This is a genomic window from Alteromonas sp. 38, assembly GCF_902506055.1.
Lineage (GTDB): Bacteria > Pseudomonadota > Gammaproteobacteria > Enterobacterales > Alteromonadaceae > Alteromonas > Alteromonas lipotrueae.
Window position 1 is genome coordinate 281,959 of record NZ_LR733300.1, and the last position, 23,894, is coordinate 305,852.

Sequence of the window (23,894 nt, forward strand, 5' to 3'; positions counted from 1 at the left end):
GGCATGATAAACCGAAGAAGCAAAAAGTCAGTGGTCATTGCGGGTCACGTTTTTTGGTTAATATCGGTCGGTTTATCGCCTGCTTGTTTTGCTGCTCAAGAAGGGTTAGCAGACAAAACGATCAATACTATTCCCTTATCACAGCTTGTCACTGAATTTAGTCGTGACGCCGGCGAAACCATTGCATTTGACCCCATCTTGCTTAAGGGGTTAACCATAACGCCTGCACAATGGCGCACGACTAACGCCAGTGATTTATCTTCACTACTGCAACCTTTTTCACTTTGTTTAGCGCCTGTTCAAAATGGCTGGGTTATTCATCGGTGCGACACACAACAAAACGAAAACACTAGCAAAACAACCCAAACAGAAAGCAATGCTATTACTCGTACTCACCCAACTGTTGAAATAGAAGTCACAGGATTTCGCCAATCTCTTATTCGTGCCAGAGAGATAAAGCGCCTTGCCATGGTCACTCAAGAATCGATTTTGTCAGAAGACATTACTGATTTCCCCGATTTGAATTTGGCTGATTCATTACAACGTATACCGGGCATTACTATCACTCGTGAAGGAGGCGAAGGGCGACAGATTTCACTTCGGGGACTAGGTCCTGACTTTACCCGCGTAAAGGTAAATGGTATGGAAGCGATGGCAATGACATCATCGGCGATGGACGCCAGAGGAAGTGTGAGTCGTACCCGAGCCTTCGATTTCACACTATTTGCATCAGAGATTTTTAATCGCATTGATGTAAGTAAATCGTATTCGGTGGAACAAGATGAAGGCGGTATTGGTGGCACAGTTATGTTGTATACGCCAAAACCCTTCGATTTTGTGGATGACATAAATACCTTTACCGTGAAACAAAGTTACAACGAAAACAGTAAACAGCTCGACCCAAGTATTATTGGGTTGGTCAGCCGACGAAATGATAAACTCGGAGGTCTTGTTTCCGCTGTGTACAGTCAGCGACACACTACTGAGTTTGGTACTAATACTACGCGGTGGCGACAGGAGAAAAAGCGTTACAGCGGAGAAGAAGATAGTGTGTTGCAGCACGAATTAGCACAAGGCGTATTCTGGTTTCCCAGAGGCCATCGATATTCTCTTTGGAATAATAATCAACGTCGATTAGGGGTAACAGCCTCACTGCAATACGCGCCAAACGATAAGTGGCAAGTTGCATTTAGCAGCATTGCCAGCCGTTTACATAATAGTCTTGATGAGCATCATATTGCAGTGAAAGACAATGACAATGTTACGCTACTAGCATGGGAACAAAATAAAAATGACAAAGAAATATTGTTTGCGAAATATACCGATGCAACATGGCGTATCGAAACTCGGGAAGATGAAAATACGTCAACGTTTTATCAATTGAGTATGGAAAGTCAGTGGCAGCCCACTTCTGCACTAAGCCTTAACGTTAGCCTTGGCAGCAGTGCCAGTGATTACTCGCAGCCTAAAGTAAATAAAGTCAACATTCGTAAAACTGGGGTGGATATTGTTACGGACTTTCGTGAAGACCGTTTTTACGGCGAGAGCTATTCTACTAATATGGATACGGCATCTCTAACCGGACTAACCGTGAAAGATCTTTACTTTCAGGAAAATGAAATACGTACTTCGTACAACAATGTGAAGGCATCACTTCGCTATTTATTTAGTAACGGTGATGCCGTGTCGGCGGGTGCACATTATAAATCCTTTGAAAACACAGGGATGGATCGCGCTAGAAGTGTGTACCCAGCTCTTGATGATAATACTCTGTCTAAAGCGCACTTATCTCTGTTCAGTCAGCACCCAGATAAAACATGGATGCAGGGCAACCTTAATGCTATTCAAACGCATTTTGACTTGGGTAACGTACAACTTACCGCCGAAGATACAGTAGATAGTTCCAACTTTAAGGTTAAAGAAAACACTCTCGCGCTCTACGCGATGTACGATAGCGTAGGACATTGGCTGGGTAAGCCTCTTTATACGCAAGGGGGAATTCGGTATTTCAATACGCAGTTTACGTCTTCAGGTATTCAAAAGGGATTGCCGTCAGCCGTCACCAAAACTTATGACGATGTGCTTTTTAGCGTTAATACAGTACTTGAACTCAACGACAATTGGTTATGGCGTGCCAGCGTAGATGAGAATATCACGCGCCCGTCTATTCAAGATTTGGCTATTACCGCCGAGGTGTCGCAAGCATCCCGGAATGAGGGCGACATTGGGCAAGTATTTTTAGGAAATCCTTATTTAAAGCCCCTAAAGTCATTGAATGTAGAAACCGGTGTTGAGTGGTATTTCGAAGACGGCGGTATTATGGCTCTCTCTAGCTTCTTCAAGCAGATAAATAATTTCGTAGTGGAAGATGTTGAAGCTATACCGTATCGCGAACTGGGACTCCCCGCTAGCTTGCTACAAGATGGGGATAGTGTCGATGATGTTTTTTATGTCAGTACACCCGAGAATACCGATACAACCACATTTAAAGGTTTTGAAATTACTTATTCCCGTGATTTAGCATTTCTTCCTTCCCCTTTTGATCTTCTTGGGGTTAATACCAACTTTACTTACGCCGAGGGACAAACCCTTTACCGAGATGTACAAGGAACGGGAGAAAATCAGGTTAAAACGTTCGCGGGGCTGTCTAGACGTAGTTATAATTTTACGGTGTATTACGAGCAATCGCATTGGTCGGCCCGCGTGTCAGCTGTCTATCGCAGTCCTTATATATTATCAGTCCAGCCGGGAAACACAGACCAAGACGAATCAGGCTATCATGCAACAACTTACATTGATGCATCGGCGAGCATGCAACTTAGTCAATCATTAAGAGTGACGATAGAAGGTCTAAATTTAACTGATGTTAGAGAGGAGCTATACAGCGATTCAAACGACCGAGCTTATAATACTACATTGAGTGGGCGTACTTTTTTAATAGGGTTCTCATTAGAGATTTAACCGCGAAATAAAGTAAGTAAAGATACATAAATATTAATTAAAGTGCAGAGTTCTGCATTTGGAAGCCGGTACACGTTGCAGTGGTTCAAAACGCCCAGCATCAAAGTTGCGAATAGATTTTTGGTTTACTTTGCCATGCTGATCGTAGGTCATGAAACGCTAGCTTATGCAAAGAATTTGCAAAGAAAATAAAAAACTAATTAAAACAATTAATTAAACTCTTGGATTACATTAAAAATCCGCGTGTCCCTGCAGTTGCACCGCGCACACTACACACAGAGTCGTGCGCCTCGTTCTCTTAAATTGTTAATCACGCTTTGTAGCACTAACTGGGTACGGTAGTTCATTAACGCGGTGGGATGCGTCACCAAATAAACTGATTCCCCTTCAGTATGCGCTGAGTCTATGGCCTGCATAAGCTTGCCTTGGCGAATATCTTCAGCCACTTCAACAATATCTGCAAGCGCCAGCCCCATGCCTACTCTGGCGGCCTCAATGGCCTGATAGGCGTAATCGAAATAAGTATGATGAGGCGACTTTCGTCCATCGAGTTGATGATGTTGAAACCATGGAAGCCATTGCCCCAAGCCATCGTGCAGTAAGGGATAAGCCAATAAACTGTCTACTGTCTGTAGGGTTTGGCCCTTAAGTAAGGCGGGGTTGCACACAGGAACATAATATTCGTCGTAAAGTTTTTTCACTTCCTTGTCAGGCTCATCAGGGCAGCCTAGGCAAAGGGCAATATCCAATTCTGACGGCAGCGCTTTTTGTTGAGGATCTAACGTGCGTAGCTTGAAATATATCTCCGGGTATTGCTTTTGCACGTCGGCCAGCACAGGCAAAAGCCAATTCAGCATAATTGTACCTGTGGTGCCAATCACTACCTCGCCTTCTACTTGAGTGGGATTCAGCATATGAAGCCCATTATTTAATTCACCAAAGGCGGCTTGAACAGACGCAAGTAACCGCATGCCGGGGGCGGTTAATTGCAGTTTATTGCTTTTTCGTTCGAAAAGTTGGGTATTTAGCCGTGACTCTAGCTGCTTAATATGGCGGCTTAACGCCGAGTGAGACACAAACATTTCTTGCGCGGCTTTTCGCATATGGCAATGCCGGCCTGCAGCCTCAAAGGCCACCAGCGCATTTAATGGAATTTGGCGTAAATCTAAATAGGGGCTTTGTTCTGTCTTCATGGCTTGTTGGTCTTATTATTAGACCATTATGGTAATAAATAGATGCTTGTGTATTTAATATGTCACCATAAACTGGTTTTCACAATGTTTTAAGAGTGAAAACCATGAACAAATCTTTTTACCGTCGTAATCCTCAAGGTGGCACGGGGCGTTTAGCCCACTGGAGTATGGACTCTGAATATGCAGAGCTTAAAGAAGTCTTAATAGGGCCAATGGATCACTACAGTTGGAAGAGCGGCAATGCTATGTCTCGTCGCTCAATGCGATTAGGCCGACAGTTTGATAAATCGGTTGCCCAACAACAGTATCAAGAGATGCTTGATGTTTATCAGCATTGTGGTGTTAAAACTCACATTCTTGAGGCAGATGAACACTTACCTTATCAAATATATGCGAGAGATTCCTCGGTACTCACCCCGTGGGGGCCTGTCATTACGCAAATGTATAGCCCATGGCGAAGAGGCGAGTGGGTGAGTGTAGCTAACTTCTATCAGCAGCAAGACATTCCGCTATACGATGTGATAACCGCTGGGGCATTTGAAGGGGGCGACTTTATGGTGCTAGAACCTGGCGTGGTGCTATGTGGTTACACCGGCGAGCGAACCAGTGAAGCAGGGTTAAATCAAATGAAGTCTTGGGTTGAAAAAGAAGGGTGGGAATTTAAAGCCTACCAGTTCGACCCCTACTTTTTGCACCTAGATGTGAAATTTGCCATGTTGTCTGAGAAGCTGGCGGCAGTATGCACACAGGCGGTTGAAGACGAATTACTTGATTGGCTGAAGGCGAGACAAATTGAGATTATCGATATTTCTTACCGCTCTGTGCTGGAGTTGGGTGTGAACGTTGTGGCGCTTGGAAAAGACAGAGTACTGATTCCAAAGGCCAGTGAAGAGCTTGTTGGTAAAGCCAAGGCGCATGGACTGGAAGTGTTTGCCCCTGACATGTCTATGTTTACCTCAGGTGGTGGTGGCGTGCATTGCATGTGCCAGCCCCTTAGCCGCGCCGATGCTTAGGAGAAAGTCATGACATTACAAGTAAACGGTGAGCGCTTATGGAGCAGCCTAATGGAAATGGCCCGCATAGGCGGCACTGAAAAAGGGGGGGGCAATCGTCAAGCACTCACCGACAAAGACAAGCAGGGACGCGCGTTATTCATTCGCTGGTGTGAAGAGATTGGTTGTACCTTGCGCGTGGATGAAATGGGTAACTTGTTTCTACGCAAGGCAGGCAGAGATAACAGCCTACCTCCTGTGCTGACCGGAAGCCATTTAGACACGCAGCCCACCGGCGGAAAATTCGATGGTGTTTATGGTGTACTGGCGGGGTTAGAAGTGCTTCGCACATTGCATGATGCCAACATAGAAACCTTACATCCGATAGAAGTGGCGGTGTGGACAAACGAAGAAGGGGCGCGCTTTTCTCCCGCCATGATTGGTTCAGGGGTATGGAGTGGAGAATTCAGCCTAGACTACGGGTGGAGTCGCAAAGATAAGTCGGGTGTCAGCATTAAAGAAGAGCTTGACCGACACGGATACTTGGGCGGCACACCTTGTGCGCCTTTTAACATCAAAGCGGCGTTAGAGTTACACATTGAACAAGGCCCTATCCTTGAAGCGATTGAAAAGCCTATTGGCGTGGTTCAAGGTGTTCAAGGTATGCGCTGGTATGATTTGGTTATTACTGGGCAGCCCGTACATGCCGGGCCAACGCCGATGGAACAACGTCGCGATCCCATGAAGGCTATCGCCAAAATCGTCAGCGAATTGTATCACTTGGCGGAAGAAACAGGCCCACTCGCTAGAGCGACTTTTGGCGATATTAATGCAAGCCCAGGCTCTCGTAATACGGTGCCTGAGCAAGTCACCCTCACCGTCGATTTACGTCATCCCGATCAGCAGGTGCTTGATAACATGGATACCGCTTTCAGACGCATAGCGCAAGATATCTGCAACCAATGCAAGGTAGAGCACAGGATTGTTGATGAATGGAATTCACCTGCGGTTGCCTTTAATGCATCGTGTATTGACGCTGTTCGGTTAGCGGCAGAAAAGGCGGGTTTACCTTATGAAGAAATGTTTTCCGGCGCAGGGCACGATTCGGTATACGTCTCTAAAGTGGCGCCAACCTCTATGATATTCATTCCATGTGAAAATGGAATTAGCCACAATGAAGCAGAAAATGCGACACCAGAAGACATTACTGCTGGCTGCCAGGTGCTCTTGGGCGCTATGGTTCAATTAGCTATTGCCGAATAAAGGAAAACCTAATGATAATTTACAACGAGCTCTATATAGGTGGACGCTGGGTAAGCGCAGAATCACAACAAACCATTGACGTTGTAAACCCGGCCAATGGCGATCTTGTGGCTAGCGTACCAGCGGCCGGTGAAAAAGAGGTGGATGCCGCCGTATCGGCTGCCAAGCAGGCGTTTCCCGCATGGAGTGCCACATCAGCGTCAGAACGCGCTAGCGTTATACATAAAATTTGTGACGTAATGGAAGCGCGTAAAAGCGAACTCAATGACGCTATCGTGAGCACTATGGGCTGCCCCGTGGCCTTCGTTGACGACATTCAGGTGCAGGGCGCCATTGATTCATTACGTAGCTTTGCCGCATTAGCGCCACAGGTAGAGCAGCAAACACAACACGACACCTTTATTACCGTACACGAAGCGATAGGCGTGTGCGTGCTAATTAACCCGTGGAATTATCCGTTGTCTCAATTAGTGGGCAAACTTGGCCCAGCGTTAGCGGCAGGCTGTACGGTGGTATTAAAGCCAGCGGAACAAACGCCGCTACAAGATCTCATACTGGCCGACATCGTTCACGAATGTGATGTACCAGCGGGGGTTGTCAACGTAGTGACAGGTATTGGCAGTGACATTGGGCATGCGCTATGCAGCCACCCAAGTGTGGATATGGTGTCGTTTACGGGGTCAACCCAAGCGGGGATAAAAGTCGCACAAGCAGCCGCTCCTACGGTGAAGCGAGTTTGTCAGGAGTTAGGGGGGAAATCGCCCTATATCATTGCTCCGGGCGCGGATCTCGAGGCGGCCGTTAAATACGGCGTTGAAGACATCATGATAAATTCTGGGCAAACCTGTAGCGCGTTAACCCGCATGTTAGTGCCAAAAGCAGACTTACCAGAAATAGAGCAATTGGCGATTGCGCGCGCTAACGAATGGTTACCTGGCGACCCTCAACATCCCGATACCATGATGGGGCCGCTAAGCTCGAAAACCCAGCAAGGCCGAGTATTAAGCTACATTGAAACCGGCATAAGTGAAGGGGCAACATTGCTTTGTGGTGGCACTTCACTTCCCGAAGCATTGGCTAAAGGGGCGTATGTTATGCCCACCATTTTTTCAAATGTCACCCCAGATATGGCGGTGGCGCAAGAAGAAATTTTTGGCCCAGTACTTTGCATCATGCCTTATGAAACCCTTGATGAAGCGATAGCGATGGCGAATGACACCGTATATGGCCTGTCGTCTGCGGTGTATGCTAAGTCCAAAGAAGAGGCGTTATCTATTGGCATGAAATTAAAGGCAGGACAGTGCTTAATTCAAGGCGCGTACTTTAATACCGATGCGCCATTTGGAGGCTATAAACAGTCTGGAAATGGACGTGAGTGGGGCGCAGAAGGGCTACACGAATACACTGAAACGAAAGCCATTATTGTTCAATAAAACTCGCACCACGGTTGTGACACTGATCGCTGCCGTGGCCTTCGCGATAACCCTATAGTAGGAAGTAAGTTTATGCGTTATGCGCCACTCACTCAGGCCATACAGGGTGAAACCGTAGATGCTTGGGATATTCACTTTAAAGCCACCGCGCTAAAAGAAAAAGACCCGAGCGTAATTGTGTTAAGTATTGGCGATCCAGACTTTGATACGCCCACGCCAGTGATAGATGCTGCCATTGCAGGGCTTAAAGGCGGCGACACTCACTACGTTGAAATAGAAGGACGAGATAACCTAAGGGCTGAGATTGCCAAACAGCACCAACTTAAGTGTGGTCAGCCAGTAACAAAAGACAATGTGATATTGCTGGCAGGTGCACAAAACGCGCTGTTTTCCAGTGCACTTTGCATTTTGCAACCCGGTGATGAAGCCATTGTTTTGCAGCCTATGTATGTCACCTATGAGGCGTGTATTCAATTAACCGGTGCCAAGCTTGTGCCAGTGGCTATGGACAAGCACAATAACTTTAGACTCGATAAAGACGCGCTGGCCGCCGCGATTACCCCTAAAACTCAGGCTATTTTCTTTGCTACCCCAAATAACCCCAGCGGCGTTATGTTGAATAAAGACGAGCTTTCATATATTGCAGATTTGGCCATTTCCCACGATTTGTGGGTCGTGTCTGATGAAGTATATAGCCGAACTGTCTTTGAGGGGGAGCATGTCAGTATTGCGGGCTTCGATAAAATGGCTGAGCGTACAATTACCCTCAACAGTTTGTCTAAGTCTCACGCTATGACGGGATGGCGAGCAGGATGGGCTATTGGGCCTGAAATCCTCATAAAGCATCTGTCTAATTTGTCGTTGTGTATGTTGTATGGCCTTCCCGGCTTTGTGCAACAAGCCGCTTATGTTGCGCTCACTGATAGCCAAGCGCTGATGGACTCAGAAGCCATGCGTGAGAGTTATCGCCGTAGGCGAGATACTTTGGTAGCCTGTTTTGAAAAACACGAAAACCTCACCTGCATACCACCAGAAGCTTCCATGTTTTTACTTGTGGATGTGAGTCAAACAGGGTTAAACGTTCAGCAGTTTGCGGAAGCGTTGTTTGAGCAAGAGCGAATTGGTGTACTGCCGGCAACCGCATTTGGGCAGTGTGCGTCAGACTATATTCGTATTTCCTATGTGGTCGATGACGAACAGTTGGCACAAGCGTGCGAGCGAATAGATAATTTTATGCTGCAATTTGTGTGAGTGTCATGATGGCAATAAAAAGGGCAAGCAGGTTCCTCTGCTTGCCCTTTTTCGTGGCTGCGGTATCGCAATCATCACCAGTCGCTTTGTGGCACTTTCACCACAAGCCCATCTAATGAGTCATCAAGGGTAATTTGACAGGATAATCGACTATTAGCTTGCACATCTTCGATAGCAGTTTCTAATAGCGCTTGTTCCATGTCATCGGCTGGGCTGACTTTGCCTTGCCACGCTGGGGTAATGAAGCAATGGCAGGTGGCGCACGAGCAACACCCGCCACAGTCTGCAGTAATCTCTTCAATGCCGTTGTCTACTGCGGTTTGCATTAAGCTGTCGCCGGCTAATGCCTCTACAGTGACTTCGCTTTCGTCGGGTAAAATAAAGGTTACGTTAGGCATGCTTCTGCTCCTGTAAAAATATCACTCACGGCAACGTCGGGGTCGGCCAAAAGTGTTTTATCAATGTTAGGTTGTGTGGGAAGGTATTTTCTGGCTACCATAAAGGATTTAGGCTGATTAATGGTATCCACCGCAATCAGGCGTTCTTTGGCAAAATAAAAAGCCGCAAGGCTGGTGTCTGACTCCTGCCTAACCACAACCTCATCGTAGCCAGTAGATAACCCCGCAATTTGTAATTTTGCGTCATACTGATCTGACCAAAACCAAGGAAGCGCGGTATAAGCCGAGGCTTTATTGCAGATGGCTTGCGCCACGGTTTTAGCTTGATCGGTTGCATTTTGCACAGACTCAATACGCAAAGGCTTATTGTATATAGCGTGATGAAAATTAGCACAATCGCCTATGGCGTAGATGTGCTCATCACTGGTTTGCATATACGCATTAACCCCAACCCCATTTGAAATCGCCAAGCCACACATTGCGGCCAATTCAGTGCAGGGTTCTACCCCTATCCCAGCCACTACCATGTCGGCAGGGTAGTGCTTTTTATTGTTGCAGGTGACGCCATCAAGGTGCGCACCGCCGGTGATTTCCGTTGCCAGTGTATTCACCTCAATGGTAACGCCATTTTGTTGATGTAAGCGGTTAAGGTAATCGCTAATAACCGGGCTTGTGAGATGTTGAAGCGGTCTTGCGGTATTGACCAATACCGTCACATTTTTCCCCATTTTGTTCAGCGATGCCGCGGCTTCAAGACCAATATAGCCTCCGCCAATGACCACCACGTTAGTCACGTCAGGTAATTGGGCTTTTATACCGCTTGTATCGCTATGGTCACGCAAATAGTGAATACCTTTTCGCTCGCTACCTGGAAGGTTCAACCTTCGCACCGAGGCACCCGTGGCTAATATTAGCTGGCTATACGGCAAGGTATCGCCATTCTCCAAGACCACGGTTTGTTGTTCCCGGTTTATGGCAGTCACGCGTGTATTGAGCCGCAGATCGATATGCTTTTGTTGGTAAAAAGCTTCAGGCCTTAACCATAATCGTTGTTCAGGCAGCGTGTCCTGCAAAAAGGCTTTAGATAGCGGGGGGCGTTGATAAGGCAGTACCTTTTCAGCGCTTATCAGGGTTATCCCACCTTCATAGCCTTGACCTCGCAGGTTCACTGCCGCCTGTACGCCAGCATGGCTGGCTCCAATAATGATGCAACTCATGATTGAGATGTACCTTCAAAGTCTACGCCGTCTACATCGTCTAGTAAGCTGGCCAAAAGCGCTTCAAACTGGTCGAGGCCTTCTTCTGCCAGCGCTTCAGGCATGGTTAATGGAGGCAAAAAGCGTATGACGTTACCGTAAAAACCGCAGGCCAATAGAATAAGTTTATATTCCTGGGCTTTAGCAATAACGGCTTGTGTTAGCGCCGAATTAGGCTGATGTGGGTCGCCATGGTACATAAATTCGATGGCAATCATCGCGCCTTTATGGCGGACATCAGCGATAAAGCTGGGGTGGCGCTGCTTAAGCTTGGTTAAACGGGCGTGAAAACGCTCGCCTAGTGCATTGGCCTTGTCGATAAGTTGTTCTTTTTCGATGACGTCAAGTACGGCGAGGGCAGCCGCGCAGGCGACAGGAGAGCCGCCATAAGTGCCGCCTAGCCCCCCAGGCAATGGGGCATCCATAATCTCCGCTTTGCCAACAACGGCGGCAATAGGGAAACCTCCCGCGATACCTTTGGCCATTGTCATTAAGTCGGGTTCAATACCGGCGTATTCTGAGCAGAACATTTTTCCTGTACGACCAAACCCAGTTTGAATTTCATCGACAATCATGACAATGCCATGCTCATCGCATAGCTTACGTAACGACTGCAAAAAGCTGGCAGGGGCAGCATAAAAGCCACCTTCACCTTGAACAGGCTCGATGATAATAGCGGCGACATCTTCTGGGGCTATGGTGGCTTTAAAGAGGTTTTTTAAGCTAAGTAGCGCCTCTTTCTCACTGACATCGTGTACAGCATTTGGAAAAGGGACATGATAAATATCAGCAGGGAAGGGGCCAAAATCTTTCTTATACGGCGCAATTTTACCGGTAAGGGCCATGGTTAAATTTGTACGGCCGTGAAAGCCAGCATTAAAGGCAATGACACCACGACGACCGGTATGACAACGGGCAATTTTAACGCAATTTTCTACTGCCTCAGCCCCAGTCGTCACAAACACGGCCTTTTTGTTACTATCCCCTGGCGCTAATGCGGTGAGCTTTTCTGCTAATGCAACTGCACTTTCATAGGGGTTTACCATTAAACAGGTATGGCTGAATTGACTCACTTGTTCGGTAACGGCTTTCACCACTTCAGGGTGGCTATGGCCGGTGTTACATACCGCAATGCCGGTGGCAAAGTCTATGTAACGGTTGCCGTCTACGTCGAATACTTCAGCATTTCGGGCTTCTTTTACATAAACGGGATAGGCATTACCCTGACCCCGTGCAAATACGGCGTTTTTTCTCTCTTGCAGTGCACTGTTTTTTGTCATTGTTTCACCTACCTTCATTGCCCAATTCCCCCCATGCATAAATATTTGATATTGACGTAGTCGTTTAAACCATAGTGGGAACCTTCACGTCCGGTACCAGATTGTTTTACTCCACCAAAAGGGGCGGCAGTATCAGAAATTAGCCCCTCGTTGATACCCACCATGCCGTATTCAAGCGCTTCTGATACTCGCCATACACGGCCAATGTCTCGGGCATAAAAGTAAGCGGCTAAGCCATAGTCGGTATCGTTCGCCATGGCAATAGCGTCGGCTTCGTTAGAGAACTTCACCACGGGTGACACGGGGCCAAAGATTTCCTCGCGAAATACCCGCATGTCAGGCGTGACATTGCTAAGTAGGGTGGGAGGATAAATATTATTTTCATTGGCCGGGGTGCCACCGAGTAGCAGTGTGGCCCCTTTATCCAGCGCGTCTTGCACCATGGCGTGCACATTTTGGCTGGCTTGCGGATGGATCATAGGGCCAATCTCTGTGTTTTCATCAAGGCCATTACCCACTGTCAGACGCGCCACTTTGTCTTGGTAAATAGACACAAATTCATCGTGCACGGCTTCGTGTACTAAAATACGATTTGTGCACACACAGGTTTGCCCAGCATTACGGTATTTGGATTGAATCAGTCCAGTGGCTGCGGCGTCTAAATCTGCATCTTCAAAGACAATAAAAGGGGCATTACCACCCAGTTCCATCGACACGCGTTTTACCGAGTCAGCGCACTGCTTGGTGAGCAGTTTGCCGACCCGCGTAGACCCGGTAAATGAGAATTTAGCCACATCAGGGTGCTGAGTCAGTACTGCGCCAATGGCCGCGGCGTTTGAGCTAGGCAATACGTTAAAGACCCCTTTAGGTATGCCTGCTTTTTCTGCCAGTATTGCTAACGCAAGGGCCGAAAGGGGCGTTTCTGCTGCTGGGCGAACCACAAATGTGCAACCTGCCGCCAATGCCGCAGCGGCTTTTCGAGCAATCATGGCATTAGGGAAATTCCATGGCGTAATTGCGGTGACCACACCCACAGGCTGCTTTATCACTAAAATACGCTTACTTTGGCTCGGCGCGGGAATGGTATCTCCATATAAGCGTCGAGCTTCTTCCGCGAACCACTCAATAAACGACGCGCCGTAGGCAATTTCGCCCACCGCTTCTTTTAGCGGTTTACCCTGTTCCAAGGTTAATATTTTGCCAAGTTCAGCCTGATTCTCAATAATCAGTGCATACCATTGTTTCAGTAACTTGCTGCGTTCTATTGCAGGGGTGGCTGCCCAAGCAGGGAAGGCCGCTTTGGCACAAGCAATGGCCGAGGCAGCGTCGTGTTCATCACAATCGCTAACCTCGGCTATTACTTCACTGGAGAACGGGTTACTTACCGCAAAGGAATAAGGTTTTGTTACCCACTCACCGTTCAGGTAAGCCTGGGTCGTGAGTAACGATAAATCTGAAAGTGAAACCATTTACCTTCCTATTTTTCTATGCTTGCTGCTGACATTTTGGATAACCACATTTGATGGAATGTCATATTCACTTGGTCCCAAGCGTCATTAAGATGACCCTGGTTAGCAATGGCGTTACTCCGCGTAATTTGAAGCTTATCGAGCAGTTCAATGTCTTGTTGATTGACTTCGTTTAGCACGTCGTGAAGCCGTGCTCGCTCTTCCATAAACTCTTCGCTGGCTGCATCTTCATTAACCACATAAATACTTAAAGATTCATCTGTGGTCGTTTCGCCCATGGGTTTAATGACGATGGTTTGTACCCAACATGGATCAACGAAAAATAGCGTGTTAGGAAAAATGCCAAACCATTGCTGAGTTCCTTTAAGCTCGGGCTTTAGCCCTTCCCAGTGAGGTAGCTGTTTACTGGTTTTAGCGGGTTTAGCACTGGCGCCATTCATGAGGCGTAAACCCACAATGTTGTCAGACAAAAATAAGTCATCTTGCTCTAGTACCGACTCCACGGTACAGGCTTGTGAATGAACAAAGGGAACATGGTAGCCATCGAGGAAATTATCCACGGCCAACTTCCAGTTAACTTCACCGGAGTAATCCGTTGTACTAATTTTTTGAATGTGTTCTTTCGGGTAGTCAGCAAGCTGTTCGTCAAGGGGTTTGATGAATGCTTCAAAGGGCTCAGCATCGCCACCTATGTTCACAAAAATAATGTCCCACCATATGGCAAAGCGAACCGCAATAAGGCCTTTATCCGCTTTGTCTTCCGGCGCCATTATTTTTTTTTCTTTGCCGAAATAGCGCGGGGCATTAAGTAACGAACCGTCTATTTTAAAGCTCCACTTGTGGTAGGGGCATACCAAGGAACGCTTATTACAAGGCTCATCCACTAAAGGGGCAGCTTTGTGACGGCAAATGTTGTGAAATACACCAACTTCACCGTCTTTATTGCGCATGGCAATCAGTGATTGTCCTGCAATGCGAACGGGAAGAATATCGCCAGGCTTTGCGATTTGTTGACCGCATCCAATGCTCGCCCAGCCTTTTGCGAAAAGTGCATCGCATTCCGCGGTGTATGTATTAGGGTCTTTAAACACGTCAGCAGGAAGGCCATGCTTCGCTACGTTGTCGCTAGTAATAGTGTTTAACGGGGTCATATATAACTCCAAATATTAATGCCTGTTCTATGTTGTTATATAACCACAGACAACATGTGGGGAATATACGAAGAATGTTATGTTGTCTGTGGTTTTTGCACGTTAAAAGAGTAAATGTGCCATGCCGTATAAAATCGGGAAGGCGATTAGCGTGCGAATAGCAAAAATTGCAATCAATTGCATGATGGTTAATGGAATAGCCGAGCGCATAATTAAGATGGCGGTTTCCGCAAAAAAGATAAGCTGTGTGATGGAAAGCCCAGCGAGAATAAACTTGGTGAAAGGACTATCGATACTGCCAGCAATAATCGTTGGTACAAATTGATCTAGCAGGCCAATGAACATGCCAGGCGCGGCCATGTTTGCTTGCGGCACTTGCAATGCGTCGAGCAACAAGAATAAAGGGTAAGCCAAGGTTTGCATAATCGAGGTATTGTAATAAATCGCTAGGGTTAAAAACTCTATGGCCATAGCGGCAGGCATCATCATTAAAAAGATGTCGAACATGGACCAAAAGCCTTTCTTCATAGATTGTGCTGGAGAAGGTGCTTTTTTTGCCGTACTTACCGCGCGTTGCAAAGCGCAGGAAATCCGACTTTCTCCTTGCTCTACATCTTCGTTTAATTGCTTTTCTTGTCCTTGGTAGTACTCATCTTTAAAAGAGGATAAGGGCGGCAGGCGAGGTGTGATAATGGCACACAGAATACAAATACCAAACATAGTGCCATACAGCGGCAAAAAAAATTGCTCAATGCCTGCCACCTGTGAGGTAAGCAGGACAAACGGAATTGATACTACCGAAAAATTAGTTGCAATAACGGCTGACTCTCTGGCGCTATAGTACCCTTGTTGGTATTGGTAGTTCGTCATCACTACGGCAATACTCGACGAACCCACCCAAGATGCGAGAGTATCTATGGTTGCACGCCCCGGCAGATTAAAAACCCTTTGGAAAGTACGCTGCAATAAGGTTCCAATGAAATCTAACAAGCCGTAGTCGGTCAAAAAGGGTAAAAATAAACAGCCCAATCCAATAAGCAGAAATATGGCGCCGGCTACATCAATATAAGCAGTAATCCCAGTCTCTTTACCTATTACCCAACTTGGCCCTACTTCAAATAGTGTCATGGCCGCCGTGATACCGCCGATGAGAGTGAGCAATGTCCACGACCAATGGGAGGCTATTAACCTGCGACTTAGCGGCAGGCGAATGGCAAACGAATGAGGGGTAAGGTTGTAAATGACAGATATTAAGGCGCCTGCAATGAAAATGCTGCAGGTGAAATATTTCATATTGTCACCTAGCCAGCCTGAAACCATACCTGAAGCAACACCCAACATGATGGTCCATGAACCTTCATAGGTGAAGGGAACAAGAAAAAAGCTAATGCCAAATAAGGAACAGCACAATAACTTAACCCATACCAAAAGGGGGGTAGTGTCTACCTTAGCCGGTGGGGCTTCCGCTTTAATCATGTGGCTCTCCCGAGACTGAATTAACCGCTGTGGCTGGCGCCGCATCAACCAACACGCCAATCACGTTATCGGCCACTAAGTTGGTCATCGCCAGGTAGGCTTCTTTTTCGAAATTAGCAAAATGAGACGTTAACGCGACATTTTCGGCGGTAATGTCATTTACCAAATCGGTATACACATCTAAGCCAACACCATGCAGTTCACCTTTATTTACACGGGCAATTAGCGCTTCTTCATCAACCAGTTCGGCACGGGCAGTATTAATGAAAACCGTATGGTCTTGCATTGCATCAATCATTTCTGCCGATACCAAGTGATGGGTGTCGGCAGACAAAGGCATATTGACACAGATAAAGTCGGCTGTTTTACATAGCGTGTCTAAGGCCACCTTTTCTGCACCCAATGCGGTTTCCATGTCACTGTTTTGAAAAAGGTCGAAGTAGACAATTTTATTGTTAAAACCATGATGCATCATGGTGGCTACTCTAGAGCCTATACGTCCTAACCCAATAACGCCGGTGACTTTATTGCGAATAGATACCGCAGTTGGGCGCTGGAATGACGGTGCGGGGTCGGTTTTCATGGCTCGCCGTTCAGTGTTTAAGGCTGGTACTTGGCGCGCAATTGACACAATAAGCGCCACCGTCGCTTCTGCGGTTGCATGAAAGGCTTCTTCTGTAGGCGTGTTGGTGACCTGAATGCCTTTAGCCGTTGCTGCGTCTACATCAATGTTAGAAAAGCCAATACCGTAATTTGCAATTAACTTCACGCGTTCCGGTAATGCAGCAATGACCTCTGCGGTAATGGCGTCTTCAGTATGCGTAATGAGGGCATCGGCGTCTTTAGCATGCTCAAGTAACGTCTCTAATGAGCAAATATCATTACTCTCTGTGGTGGTTAACGTAATGCCTTTTTCTGCGAGGCGTGCAGATAAGTGTGGGGTGTTAAATAATGGTCGCGATAGAAAAACTTGCATATCAGACTCCTTAAAACGCATAGCCACAACCTAACGCGTCTTCGTTAAGTTGAATAAGAAACGGGCCTTTTTGTTGCTTTGCAGCGAGTAAGGATGTCTTTAAGTCGTCTAAACTGTTAGCGGTAGCCGACGCGCACCCCATAGCTGCGGCAAGGGCTGCATAATCTGGTGGCGTGATATCTACTCCAGTGCGAGTCACGTTGGCATCGTCCATAAAACGGCGAATTTCTCCATGACCACTGTTGTTCCACACGATATAAATGACCGATACCTGTGCGTCAACCGCACTGATAATTTCACTTAAACTAAACTGGCCACCACCGTCGCCGGTTAAGCCTATAACCGGCATTTCTGGCCTAGCTAACGCCGCCCCTACTGCAGCTGGGAATGCATAACCTAGCGTGCCATAACCTGTAGTGGAGTGAAAATAACGCGCCGTGTGTTGTGTCTCGTAGTAAGCCTGCGCGTAATAGGCTGGCTGGGTCGAGTCACCTACAATGATGCAATCCCCAAGCGTGTCGGTTAGGGTTGTAAAAAAGTCAGCATAGGTGCTCTTTTTCATATCTAGGGTTTTACTTTTAATGATTTTGCAGCGACCAACTGCTGCGTCCATTTTAGATGATTTTTCATCAGAAATTTGTTCATTAATTGCCGCAAGGGCTAGGTTCGCATCAGACAATACGGGGACATCAGGACGGTGATTACGAAGCAATTGCCCGTTGTCGATGTCAACCCGAATGAGCTTGCCATTAATGGCAAGATCGCCTAAAAAGAAAAAATCATAATCGGTCTCGGCCAATTCAGTCCCTACCGCAATGACGACATCTGCATTCTTTTCAATTTCTTCTCGTATAGCAGGGTGAGAAGGTGTAGAGCCAATACACAAAGGATGGTTGCTAGATACCACACCTTTCCCGTTACAAGTATTCACAATAGGCATGGCCAGTTTTTCAGCTAAAACTTGTGCCGGTTTAGAGGCATTGCGAGCACCACCACCTAAAATCATTAATGGGCGCTCAGCGTTAGCTAATAATGCGGTTGCAGCATCAATACTCTGCGGGTTGGCTGCAGGTGCAGCAGGCATAGGCCAAGGAGTAATGTCGAGATGACTCGCATCTTGCGCCAATACGTCAATAGGAATTTCAATGTGAACCGGGCCAGGGCGCTGGCTGCTAAAAACTGCAAACGCTTGTGCCATAACCTTGGGTAAATTATCCACACTCAACAAGGTATGATTATAACGAGATACGCCTTTTGTTATTGCTAACTGATCGGGTAATTCGTGCAAGCGTCCTTCGCCCATGGCTAGCTGCGCAGTGCGATTAACCGATGATATAACTAACATGGGAATAGAGTCTTGCATGGCTTGCCCCATGGCAGTAACAATATTTGTCATGCCCGGGCCAGTAATAATGTAGCAAACACCAGGCTTGCCTTTAACACGGGCATAGCCATCCGCCATAAAGCCAGCGCCTTGTTCATGGCGTGGCGTAATATGATTAATATTAGCGTCTCTAAAACCGCGATAAAGCTCAATAGTATGTACGCCAGGGATGCCAAATACAGTATCAACGCCATAGGCTTCTAAAAGTGAGGTAAGTGCTTCACCACATGTTCTTTGTTGCTTCATGTTTTATAACCTTGTCTAACTTGCTGGTTGTGTCTCACCACGGTGCAGTGCTTATACTGCTAAGAAGGCGCGCGGTGAGGCTTTATTTATTGTTGTATTATTCGCCTTCAGTCATGGCTCGTTGCCATAGCGCGTGGGCCGTTTCTCTTAACAGGAGAGCTTCTTCCCATCGATCGCTTAATTCTTCACCCTTACTGTCTGTCATAGCGTAAACAGGCGGACCTAGTTCGCATAAAAATACGCAGGCGTCGTCGCTATCTTTTCCGTGGCGTGACAGCCAGTTTTGAAACCCTTCTAGCCACCATTGCTTAAACAATTCAAACCAAGGTTTGTGTTGCTCGAACAAAATAGGTACTTGCACTTGTTCTCGGGTTGCCACGCGGCCATGAAAGGCTTCAGCACGGGTAAGAAACTCTGAAATACGTTGGTTAGCTTGCTCATGCAGCGGTAGATAATATTCCTGATTCACAAGGGCGTGAGATAAATCGGCCACTGTAAGAAGATCAGGTACCTTTTCCATTAACTGCAAAGTAAACAGTAAGTCATTCGTCATGCAGTTGCGATGTATTTCAGCATGAGTAGGAATACCCTCTCGTTTGCTGATGGCCATCCATTGTTTAGTTTGTACAGCTACTTCGTTGACATCCCACGGCTCTATTTGACCGATAAGCGCAACAAATCGTGGTTTAATTGGTTGACTAGCAACGAATGTAATTACCTCTTCGTAATGCTCAGTGCTTTTTATAAAGGCGTTGTACACAAGGTCAAGATTGTGTGCTTGTAATAACGGCATGGCGGCTTCAATCATTTCAAAGCTGTGATAACCAATATCGAAGCTCACCCCTACAAAGTCTGCTTGTGCAATTTTTGTGATTTTTTCTTCTAGACTTAACTCGAATCCATCGGGGCGGCGGTATTCCATTGCCCACATAGATTGAAAAACATCGAGTCTACTCATGATAATTCCTTGCTGTAGTTGGCAAAATGCCATGGCTGGCAAACGCTGTTTTTAACGGCGCTAAATGGGGTTCGTACTGGCGCCATAAATCTACCGATTTTTGGTAGATGGGTTCTCGTACCTGACTGGCACTGGCCGTGTGGCTAGCGCTGCTATTACGATGAAAGTGAAGACAGTTTTCATGCCAGTTAAGCTGACAAAACTGTAAAAGTTGTTCGGTTTCAACATGCTGGTTGGCCACCAATTGTTCATATTCCACGGTGTGGATTTGCGTAGGATAACGGGCTTTCCAAAGCTGCATGAGATCTTCATAAGCGGCAATAAAATGGGCGGTATCTGCAAGGTCGTAAGAATATTCGTAACCACGGTCAAACAGCATTTTGAAATTACTGATTGCGGCATCAAAGGGATTACGCTTTACATGAACAATTTTCGCATGTGGCATAGCATGAAGAATGAAACCACAATACAAAAAGTTGAACGGCAGCTTGTCGATAAATCGAGGTGCGCCTTCTACGTAGTTGTTCGCAAGTTGTAAATAGCGACTAGAGAGCTTTGCCAAGCCTGCATCGTTTAATGCGTTAATCAATGTGCTGTCTAGACCGTCTAGCCCAGCGGTCAGCGATTTTCCGCCAGCTTCCAGCAATGCCATGGGAAACGCATTGAGTTCGCCGCCACTGACCATGTCGGGATGTGAACTTAAAATACGTTCTACCAGCGTGGTGCCGGTGCGCGGTAAACCCACAACGAAAAAGGGAGACTGTGCAAGAGTATTGGCGGTGTTAGCTGGCGCAGGTAGGCTATCGCATACTTTGACCACGGATTGCATAAGGGCGATATCACGCTCAAGGGAATAGCCCCGTTGCTTGCGCTTACAAACCGCCCCATTTTGATAACTGGCAAAGGCATCATCAAATCGCCCCGTATCTTCAAAAACTTTGCCCTTGGCATAATTCAACATTATGTGACCATGATGATTTTGCGCCAATTGGTGCTCACAGTTGTCTATGAAGGTGATCAACTGACTATCACTAGGCACCACTCGTAATTGAGATAAGTTATAGCAGGCTTGGTAATTGGCTGGGTCACGTTCAAGTACTTCTAAGTACAATTTTTGCGCGTCGTCTAACTGGCCTTTAAATCGTAACAGCGCGGCTAAATGGTTGCGAGTACTCACACTGTCGGGCGCAACGCTAAGAGCTCGTTGATGCGCACGCATGGCACCATCAACGTCGTTGGTCATGTAGTACAGCTCGCCCAGTTTGTTCCATGCGCTTTCGCATACTGTGGTCGCCATGTTTTTTTCAACTTGCTCCAACACCTTTTTAGCGGCGGAAAAGACGTGAACATGGATATAGCATCCCGCTAAATGGAAGTAATGCCAGCATAGTTGAGGGGCGCAATTAATGGCTTTTAACGCCATATTAATTGCGCTCTTGTTTTGACCTAACCGCAGGCTAATGTCTGACAAAGCCACCCATAAATCGCCGTTTTCAGGATAAGCCTTAAGCGCAAGAGTGCAATAATGGGAGGCTTTAGCAAGGTCATTTTCCATCATTGCCTGTTTTACGTCTTTTAGATGCTGGGAAGCGGTTTGCATACGTATTGGCGTCTCATGTGTTTTCCCTTCGGCCGAAGCCGAAGGGGACGGTTGGCTAAAATGCATAGCTAAACGAAACACCTACTGTACGGGGTCTAACACGGTAGCGTTGGTCGCCTAATTGGGCAATGTCATACTGTTCACCCGCTTTAGATTCGCCAGCAGCCTCGTCAATAATGTACTTTCCGTCACCATCAGAAGCGGTTGCATCGTCAGCGTTAAAGAGGTTTTCAGCATAAAGAGAAACCGACCATGCATCTTGCTTGTAGCGAATGTTTGCATTCCAAAGCGTCGATGATGAGATTTCATCAAAACCTGTTTCATAAAATAATGATGGGTCGTCAAAGCCCGTTTCAAACTCACCTTTATAAGACACGCCTAACTGGGCCGACAACATACCTGCACCAAACTCTTGAGCGTAAATTAATGAACTCACTAACGTTTGCTCTGGAATACCAGGCAATGACTCGCCTGCTGCACCGGCGAATGAGCCGTCAGGGGCAATGAAGTCTTCGGTTAATTGGGCGCTGGTGTAGGTATAACCTACATTTAGTTTAAGGGTGTCGGTTAAGGTAGCGTTGACCTCAACTTCTATCCCCTTTGATTCTGCTTCTTGGGCGTTAATCATGGCGGGGAAACCACCCGCTGGGGATTGCACCAGCAAAATAGGGTCTTCCCAGTCGATATAAAATGCCGTTGCGCTATAGTAAACGGCACTATCGAGCAAGTTGCCTTTTATGCCCACTTCATAGTTTGTGGTTTTATCTGGCTCGAAAAATAAATACTCTTCACTTTCAGCGAATATGCCGGTGGTAGGAAGGCCATTGGCGCCCCCATGGCGGAAACCTTGTGAAATATTCACGTAGAACTTAGTGTCTAGGTCAAAATCGTAGGCAAGGTTAAAGCGATAAAGCAAATCGTCGAAGTCTTTTTCGTCTTCACCGGCGGCATAGCCCCGAGGGTCAACCCCAGCATTTTCAGTATCGCCACAGGTGAAGAAACCCAAGGTGGTATACCAAAATTCTTCACAAGCTGGCAGAAGAACTTCTTGCTTAGCGTAGAAGGTTTGCTCAAAGTAACGTAGACCTGCAGTGATACTTAAGTTATCTGTAGGGTAGTAAGTGACTTCACCAAAGAGGGCGTAATCTTCAAACTCGGTTTGCTGAATATTGGCATAGCCTATATCAGTATCCAGAGGGTTAGTGATGTTAAAGGCTTCGTCTAAACCATATACAATGTCGTAAGCTTCAGCGTCAAAATCTACAGAGTTATAATACAAGCCCACTAGCCAATCGATATTGCTGTCGGTGGTACCCGCTAAACGAAACTCTTGTGTGAAGGTATCTGTTGTGTAGGTTTTTTCACCTCCGATCACTTCCGCAGCAGGTGCTGTGCCGCCGGTATAACCGTAATACGCAACGTAATAAGGTCCCCACCAAGATGAAAATCCATAGTTATAACTTTGGTCATATAGGCTTTCAGCATCATTATTGGTAATAGAGGTCGCTGAGGTTAAATCAGCAAAGCCCAAATCATGATCAATGACTAACGAAGTAATGCTAGTTTCACGCTCAAATTGTTCAATAAGCTTTGCCGCGGTTTGGTAGCCTTCTAGCCCTTCAGAGGTGGCGGCAGATCCATGTACGTCATCTTTTTGATAATTGTAAGTAAGGAGGATATCAGTGCTTTGGGTGGGTAGCCAACGCGCTGAAAGGCGTGCCATAGTAACCTTTTCGTCGTTAATATCTTCTGCGTTGGTGTATTCGCCGGTTGGTTGGTTGTTGTCGTCTAATACGGCAATGTAATCACTATCGATGTACCCTGAATTTTCAAGCTGTGTGACGACGCCACGCAGTGCAAATGTGTCACTGATAGGAAGGTTTAGCGTGAGTTCCATGTCATGATTTAAATCACCGGCGTGATCAGTAGTAGATACATCCGCTTTTACGTTGCCAGAAAACTCTTTAAAATCAGGTTTGTTGGGGATGTAGCGCATGGTTCCACCCAGTGAACCTGAACCATATAAGGTTGACTGAGGGCCTTTCAATACCTCGACGCGATTCATATCGCGAAGTTCAAGATTTGCAAAAAGTGGCGTTTCACCTAAGTACACAGATACAACAGGATCTGTGGTCATTGCGAAATCTTCTTGCGCCCCGCCTGTTAAGTTAAGACCGCGCATAATTATACCAGAGGAAATACCATTTTTACCTCTGCCTACATCGCTAAGTACTAACCCTGGAATAGAGCGTGCTAGCGCTGAAAAGTCAGTAACTCCAGCGTCTGCTAGTGCTTGGCCACTATAAGCCGAAATGCTGTACGGCACTTCTTGAATAGAGGTTTCACGACGTGTTGCCGTGACTGAAATGGTTTCTACAGTATTCGCAGTTTTTTCTTCTTGTGTTTCAGGTGATTCTGATTGAGCCATAGCACTCAGTGGTAATCCGATGCACGCACAACAAATCGCTGTTCGTAATTTACTGGGTTTAAACATGAAAATACTCCCTCAATATCTACCTGTTTTAAGAATTGTTCTTATACTTTTGTCGATGAGCTTCCATCTTAGGGAGGGTTTTTTTAACCAGCAAACAATGAAAAATCCTAGTG

Annotated in this window: 17 protein-coding genes; 5 read left to right on the top strand and 12 right to left on the bottom strand. The window is 46.6% G+C overall.

The window, feature by feature from the left end; all coding sequences use genetic code 11:
- Positions 1 to 3 precede the first annotated feature (3 nt).
- The gene (locus FLAVO9R_RS01180; RefSeq protein ID WP_159528073.1) at positions 4 to 2,961 is read left to right on the top strand and encodes a TonB-dependent receptor; all 2,958 of its coding nucleotides are present in this window, start codon (positions 4 to 6) and stop codon (positions 2,959 to 2,961) included.
- A gap of 269 nt (positions 2,962 to 3,230) precedes the next feature.
- Here the strand turns inward: FLAVO9R_RS01180 and FLAVO9R_RS01185 are convergent, their stop codons facing one another.
- Positions 3,231 to 4,154, bottom strand: coding sequence for a LysR substrate-binding domain-containing protein (locus tag FLAVO9R_RS01185; RefSeq protein ID WP_159528074.1), 924 nt, complete (start codon positions 4,152 to 4,154; stop codon positions 3,231 to 3,233).
- 104 nt (positions 4,155 to 4,258) lie between these two features.
- Here FLAVO9R_RS01185 and FLAVO9R_RS01190 point away from each other — a divergent pair, with 104 nt between their 5' ends.
- The 4 genes from FLAVO9R_RS01190 to FLAVO9R_RS01205 all read left to right on the top strand — a co-directional run bounded on the left by FLAVO9R_RS01190 (position 4,259) and on the right by FLAVO9R_RS01205 (position 9,093).
- Positions 4,259 to 5,167: a dimethylarginine dimethylaminohydrolase family protein gene (locus FLAVO9R_RS01190; RefSeq protein WP_044058407.1), complete on the top strand. Its 909-nt coding sequence runs from the start codon at positions 4,259 to 4,261 to the stop codon at positions 5,165 to 5,167.
- Positions 5,168 to 5,176: 9 nt separating this feature from the next.
- Complete coding sequence (locus FLAVO9R_RS01195; protein ID WP_159528075.1) at positions 5,177 to 6,409, top strand: Zn-dependent hydrolase; 1,233 nt, start codon at positions 5,177 to 5,179, stop codon at positions 6,407 to 6,409.
- An 11-nt stretch (positions 6,410 to 6,420) separates the two neighbouring features.
- Positions 6,421 to 7,842, top strand: a complete 1,422-nt coding sequence (locus tag FLAVO9R_RS01200; protein ID WP_159528076.1) for an aldehyde dehydrogenase family protein — start codon at positions 6,421 to 6,423, stop codon at positions 7,840 to 7,842.
- Positions 7,843 to 7,914: 72 nt separating this feature from the next.
- Positions 7,915 to 9,093 carry a pyridoxal phosphate-dependent aminotransferase gene (locus FLAVO9R_RS01205; protein ID WP_159528077.1) on the top strand — a complete coding sequence of 393 codons (1,179 nt, stop codon included), beginning with the start codon at positions 7,915 to 7,917 and terminating at the stop codon, positions 9,091 to 9,093.
- A gap of 74 nt (positions 9,094 to 9,167) precedes the next feature.
- On the opposite strand, the gene FLAVO9R_RS01210 is transcribed toward FLAVO9R_RS01205, so the two are convergent.
- The 11 genes from FLAVO9R_RS01210 to FLAVO9R_RS01260 all read right to left on the bottom strand — a co-directional run bounded on the left by FLAVO9R_RS01210 (position 9,168) and on the right by FLAVO9R_RS01260 (position 23,781).
- Positions 9,168 to 9,491, bottom strand: a complete 324-nt coding sequence (locus tag FLAVO9R_RS01210; protein WP_159528078.1) for a (2Fe-2S)-binding protein — start codon at positions 9,489 to 9,491, stop codon at positions 9,168 to 9,170.
- A complete protein-coding gene (locus tag FLAVO9R_RS01215; RefSeq protein ID WP_159528079.1) occupies positions 9,479 to 10,708 on the bottom strand; it encodes an NAD(P)/FAD-dependent oxidoreductase in 1,230 nt (409 codons plus the stop codon). Before FLAVO9R_RS01215 ends, FLAVO9R_RS01210 begins: the two co-directional genes overlap by 13 nt.
- The gene (gabT, locus tag FLAVO9R_RS01220) at positions 10,705 to 12,027 is read right to left on the bottom strand and encodes a 4-aminobutyrate--2-oxoglutarate transaminase (protein WP_159528080.1); all 1,323 of its coding nucleotides are present in this window, start codon (positions 12,025 to 12,027) and stop codon (positions 10,705 to 10,707) included. Before gabT ends, FLAVO9R_RS01215 begins: the two co-directional genes overlap by 4 nt.
- 14 nt (positions 12,028 to 12,041) lie before the next feature.
- On the bottom strand, positions 12,042 to 13,496 hold the full coding sequence (locus FLAVO9R_RS01225; RefSeq protein ID WP_159528081.1) for an NAD-dependent succinate-semialdehyde dehydrogenase: 1,455 nt from the start codon (positions 13,494 to 13,496) through the stop codon (positions 12,042 to 12,044).
- Between the two features lie 8 nt (positions 13,497 to 13,504).
- The gene (locus FLAVO9R_RS01230; RefSeq protein WP_159528082.1) at positions 13,505 to 14,647 is read right to left on the bottom strand and encodes an aromatic ring-hydroxylating oxygenase subunit alpha; all 1,143 of its coding nucleotides are present in this window, start codon (positions 14,645 to 14,647) and stop codon (positions 13,505 to 13,507) included.
- A gap of 102 nt (positions 14,648 to 14,749) precedes the next feature.
- Positions 14,750 to 16,123: a YjiH family protein gene (locus FLAVO9R_RS01235; protein ID WP_159528083.1), complete on the bottom strand. Its 1,374-nt coding sequence runs from the start codon at positions 16,121 to 16,123 to the stop codon at positions 14,750 to 14,752.
- Positions 16,116 to 17,099: a 2-hydroxyacid dehydrogenase gene (locus FLAVO9R_RS01240; protein WP_159528084.1), complete on the bottom strand. Its 984-nt coding sequence runs from the start codon at positions 17,097 to 17,099 to the stop codon at positions 16,116 to 16,118. The genes FLAVO9R_RS01235 and FLAVO9R_RS01240 overlap by 8 nt, the downstream gene beginning before the upstream one ends.
- A gap of 10 nt (positions 17,100 to 17,109) precedes the next feature.
- Positions 17,110 to 18,729, bottom strand: a complete 1,620-nt coding sequence (locus FLAVO9R_RS01245; protein WP_159528085.1) for a 5-guanidino-2-oxopentanoate decarboxylase — start codon at positions 18,727 to 18,729, stop codon at positions 17,110 to 17,112.
- A gap of 97 nt (positions 18,730 to 18,826) precedes the next feature.
- Complete coding sequence (locus FLAVO9R_RS01250; protein WP_159528086.1) at positions 18,827 to 19,687, bottom strand: sugar phosphate isomerase/epimerase; 861 nt, start codon at positions 19,685 to 19,687, stop codon at positions 18,827 to 18,829.
- The gene (locus FLAVO9R_RS01255; RefSeq protein ID WP_159528087.1) at positions 19,680 to 21,287 is read right to left on the bottom strand and encodes a tetratricopeptide repeat-containing sulfotransferase family protein; all 1,608 of its coding nucleotides are present in this window, start codon (positions 21,285 to 21,287) and stop codon (positions 19,680 to 19,682) included. The genes FLAVO9R_RS01250 and FLAVO9R_RS01255 overlap by 8 nt, the downstream gene beginning before the upstream one ends.
- Before the next feature lie 55 nt (positions 21,288 to 21,342).
- A complete protein-coding gene (locus FLAVO9R_RS01260; protein ID WP_159528088.1) occupies positions 21,343 to 23,781 on the bottom strand; it encodes a TonB-dependent receptor in 2,439 nt (812 codons plus the stop codon).
- Positions 23,782 to 23,894 lie beyond the last annotated feature (113 nt).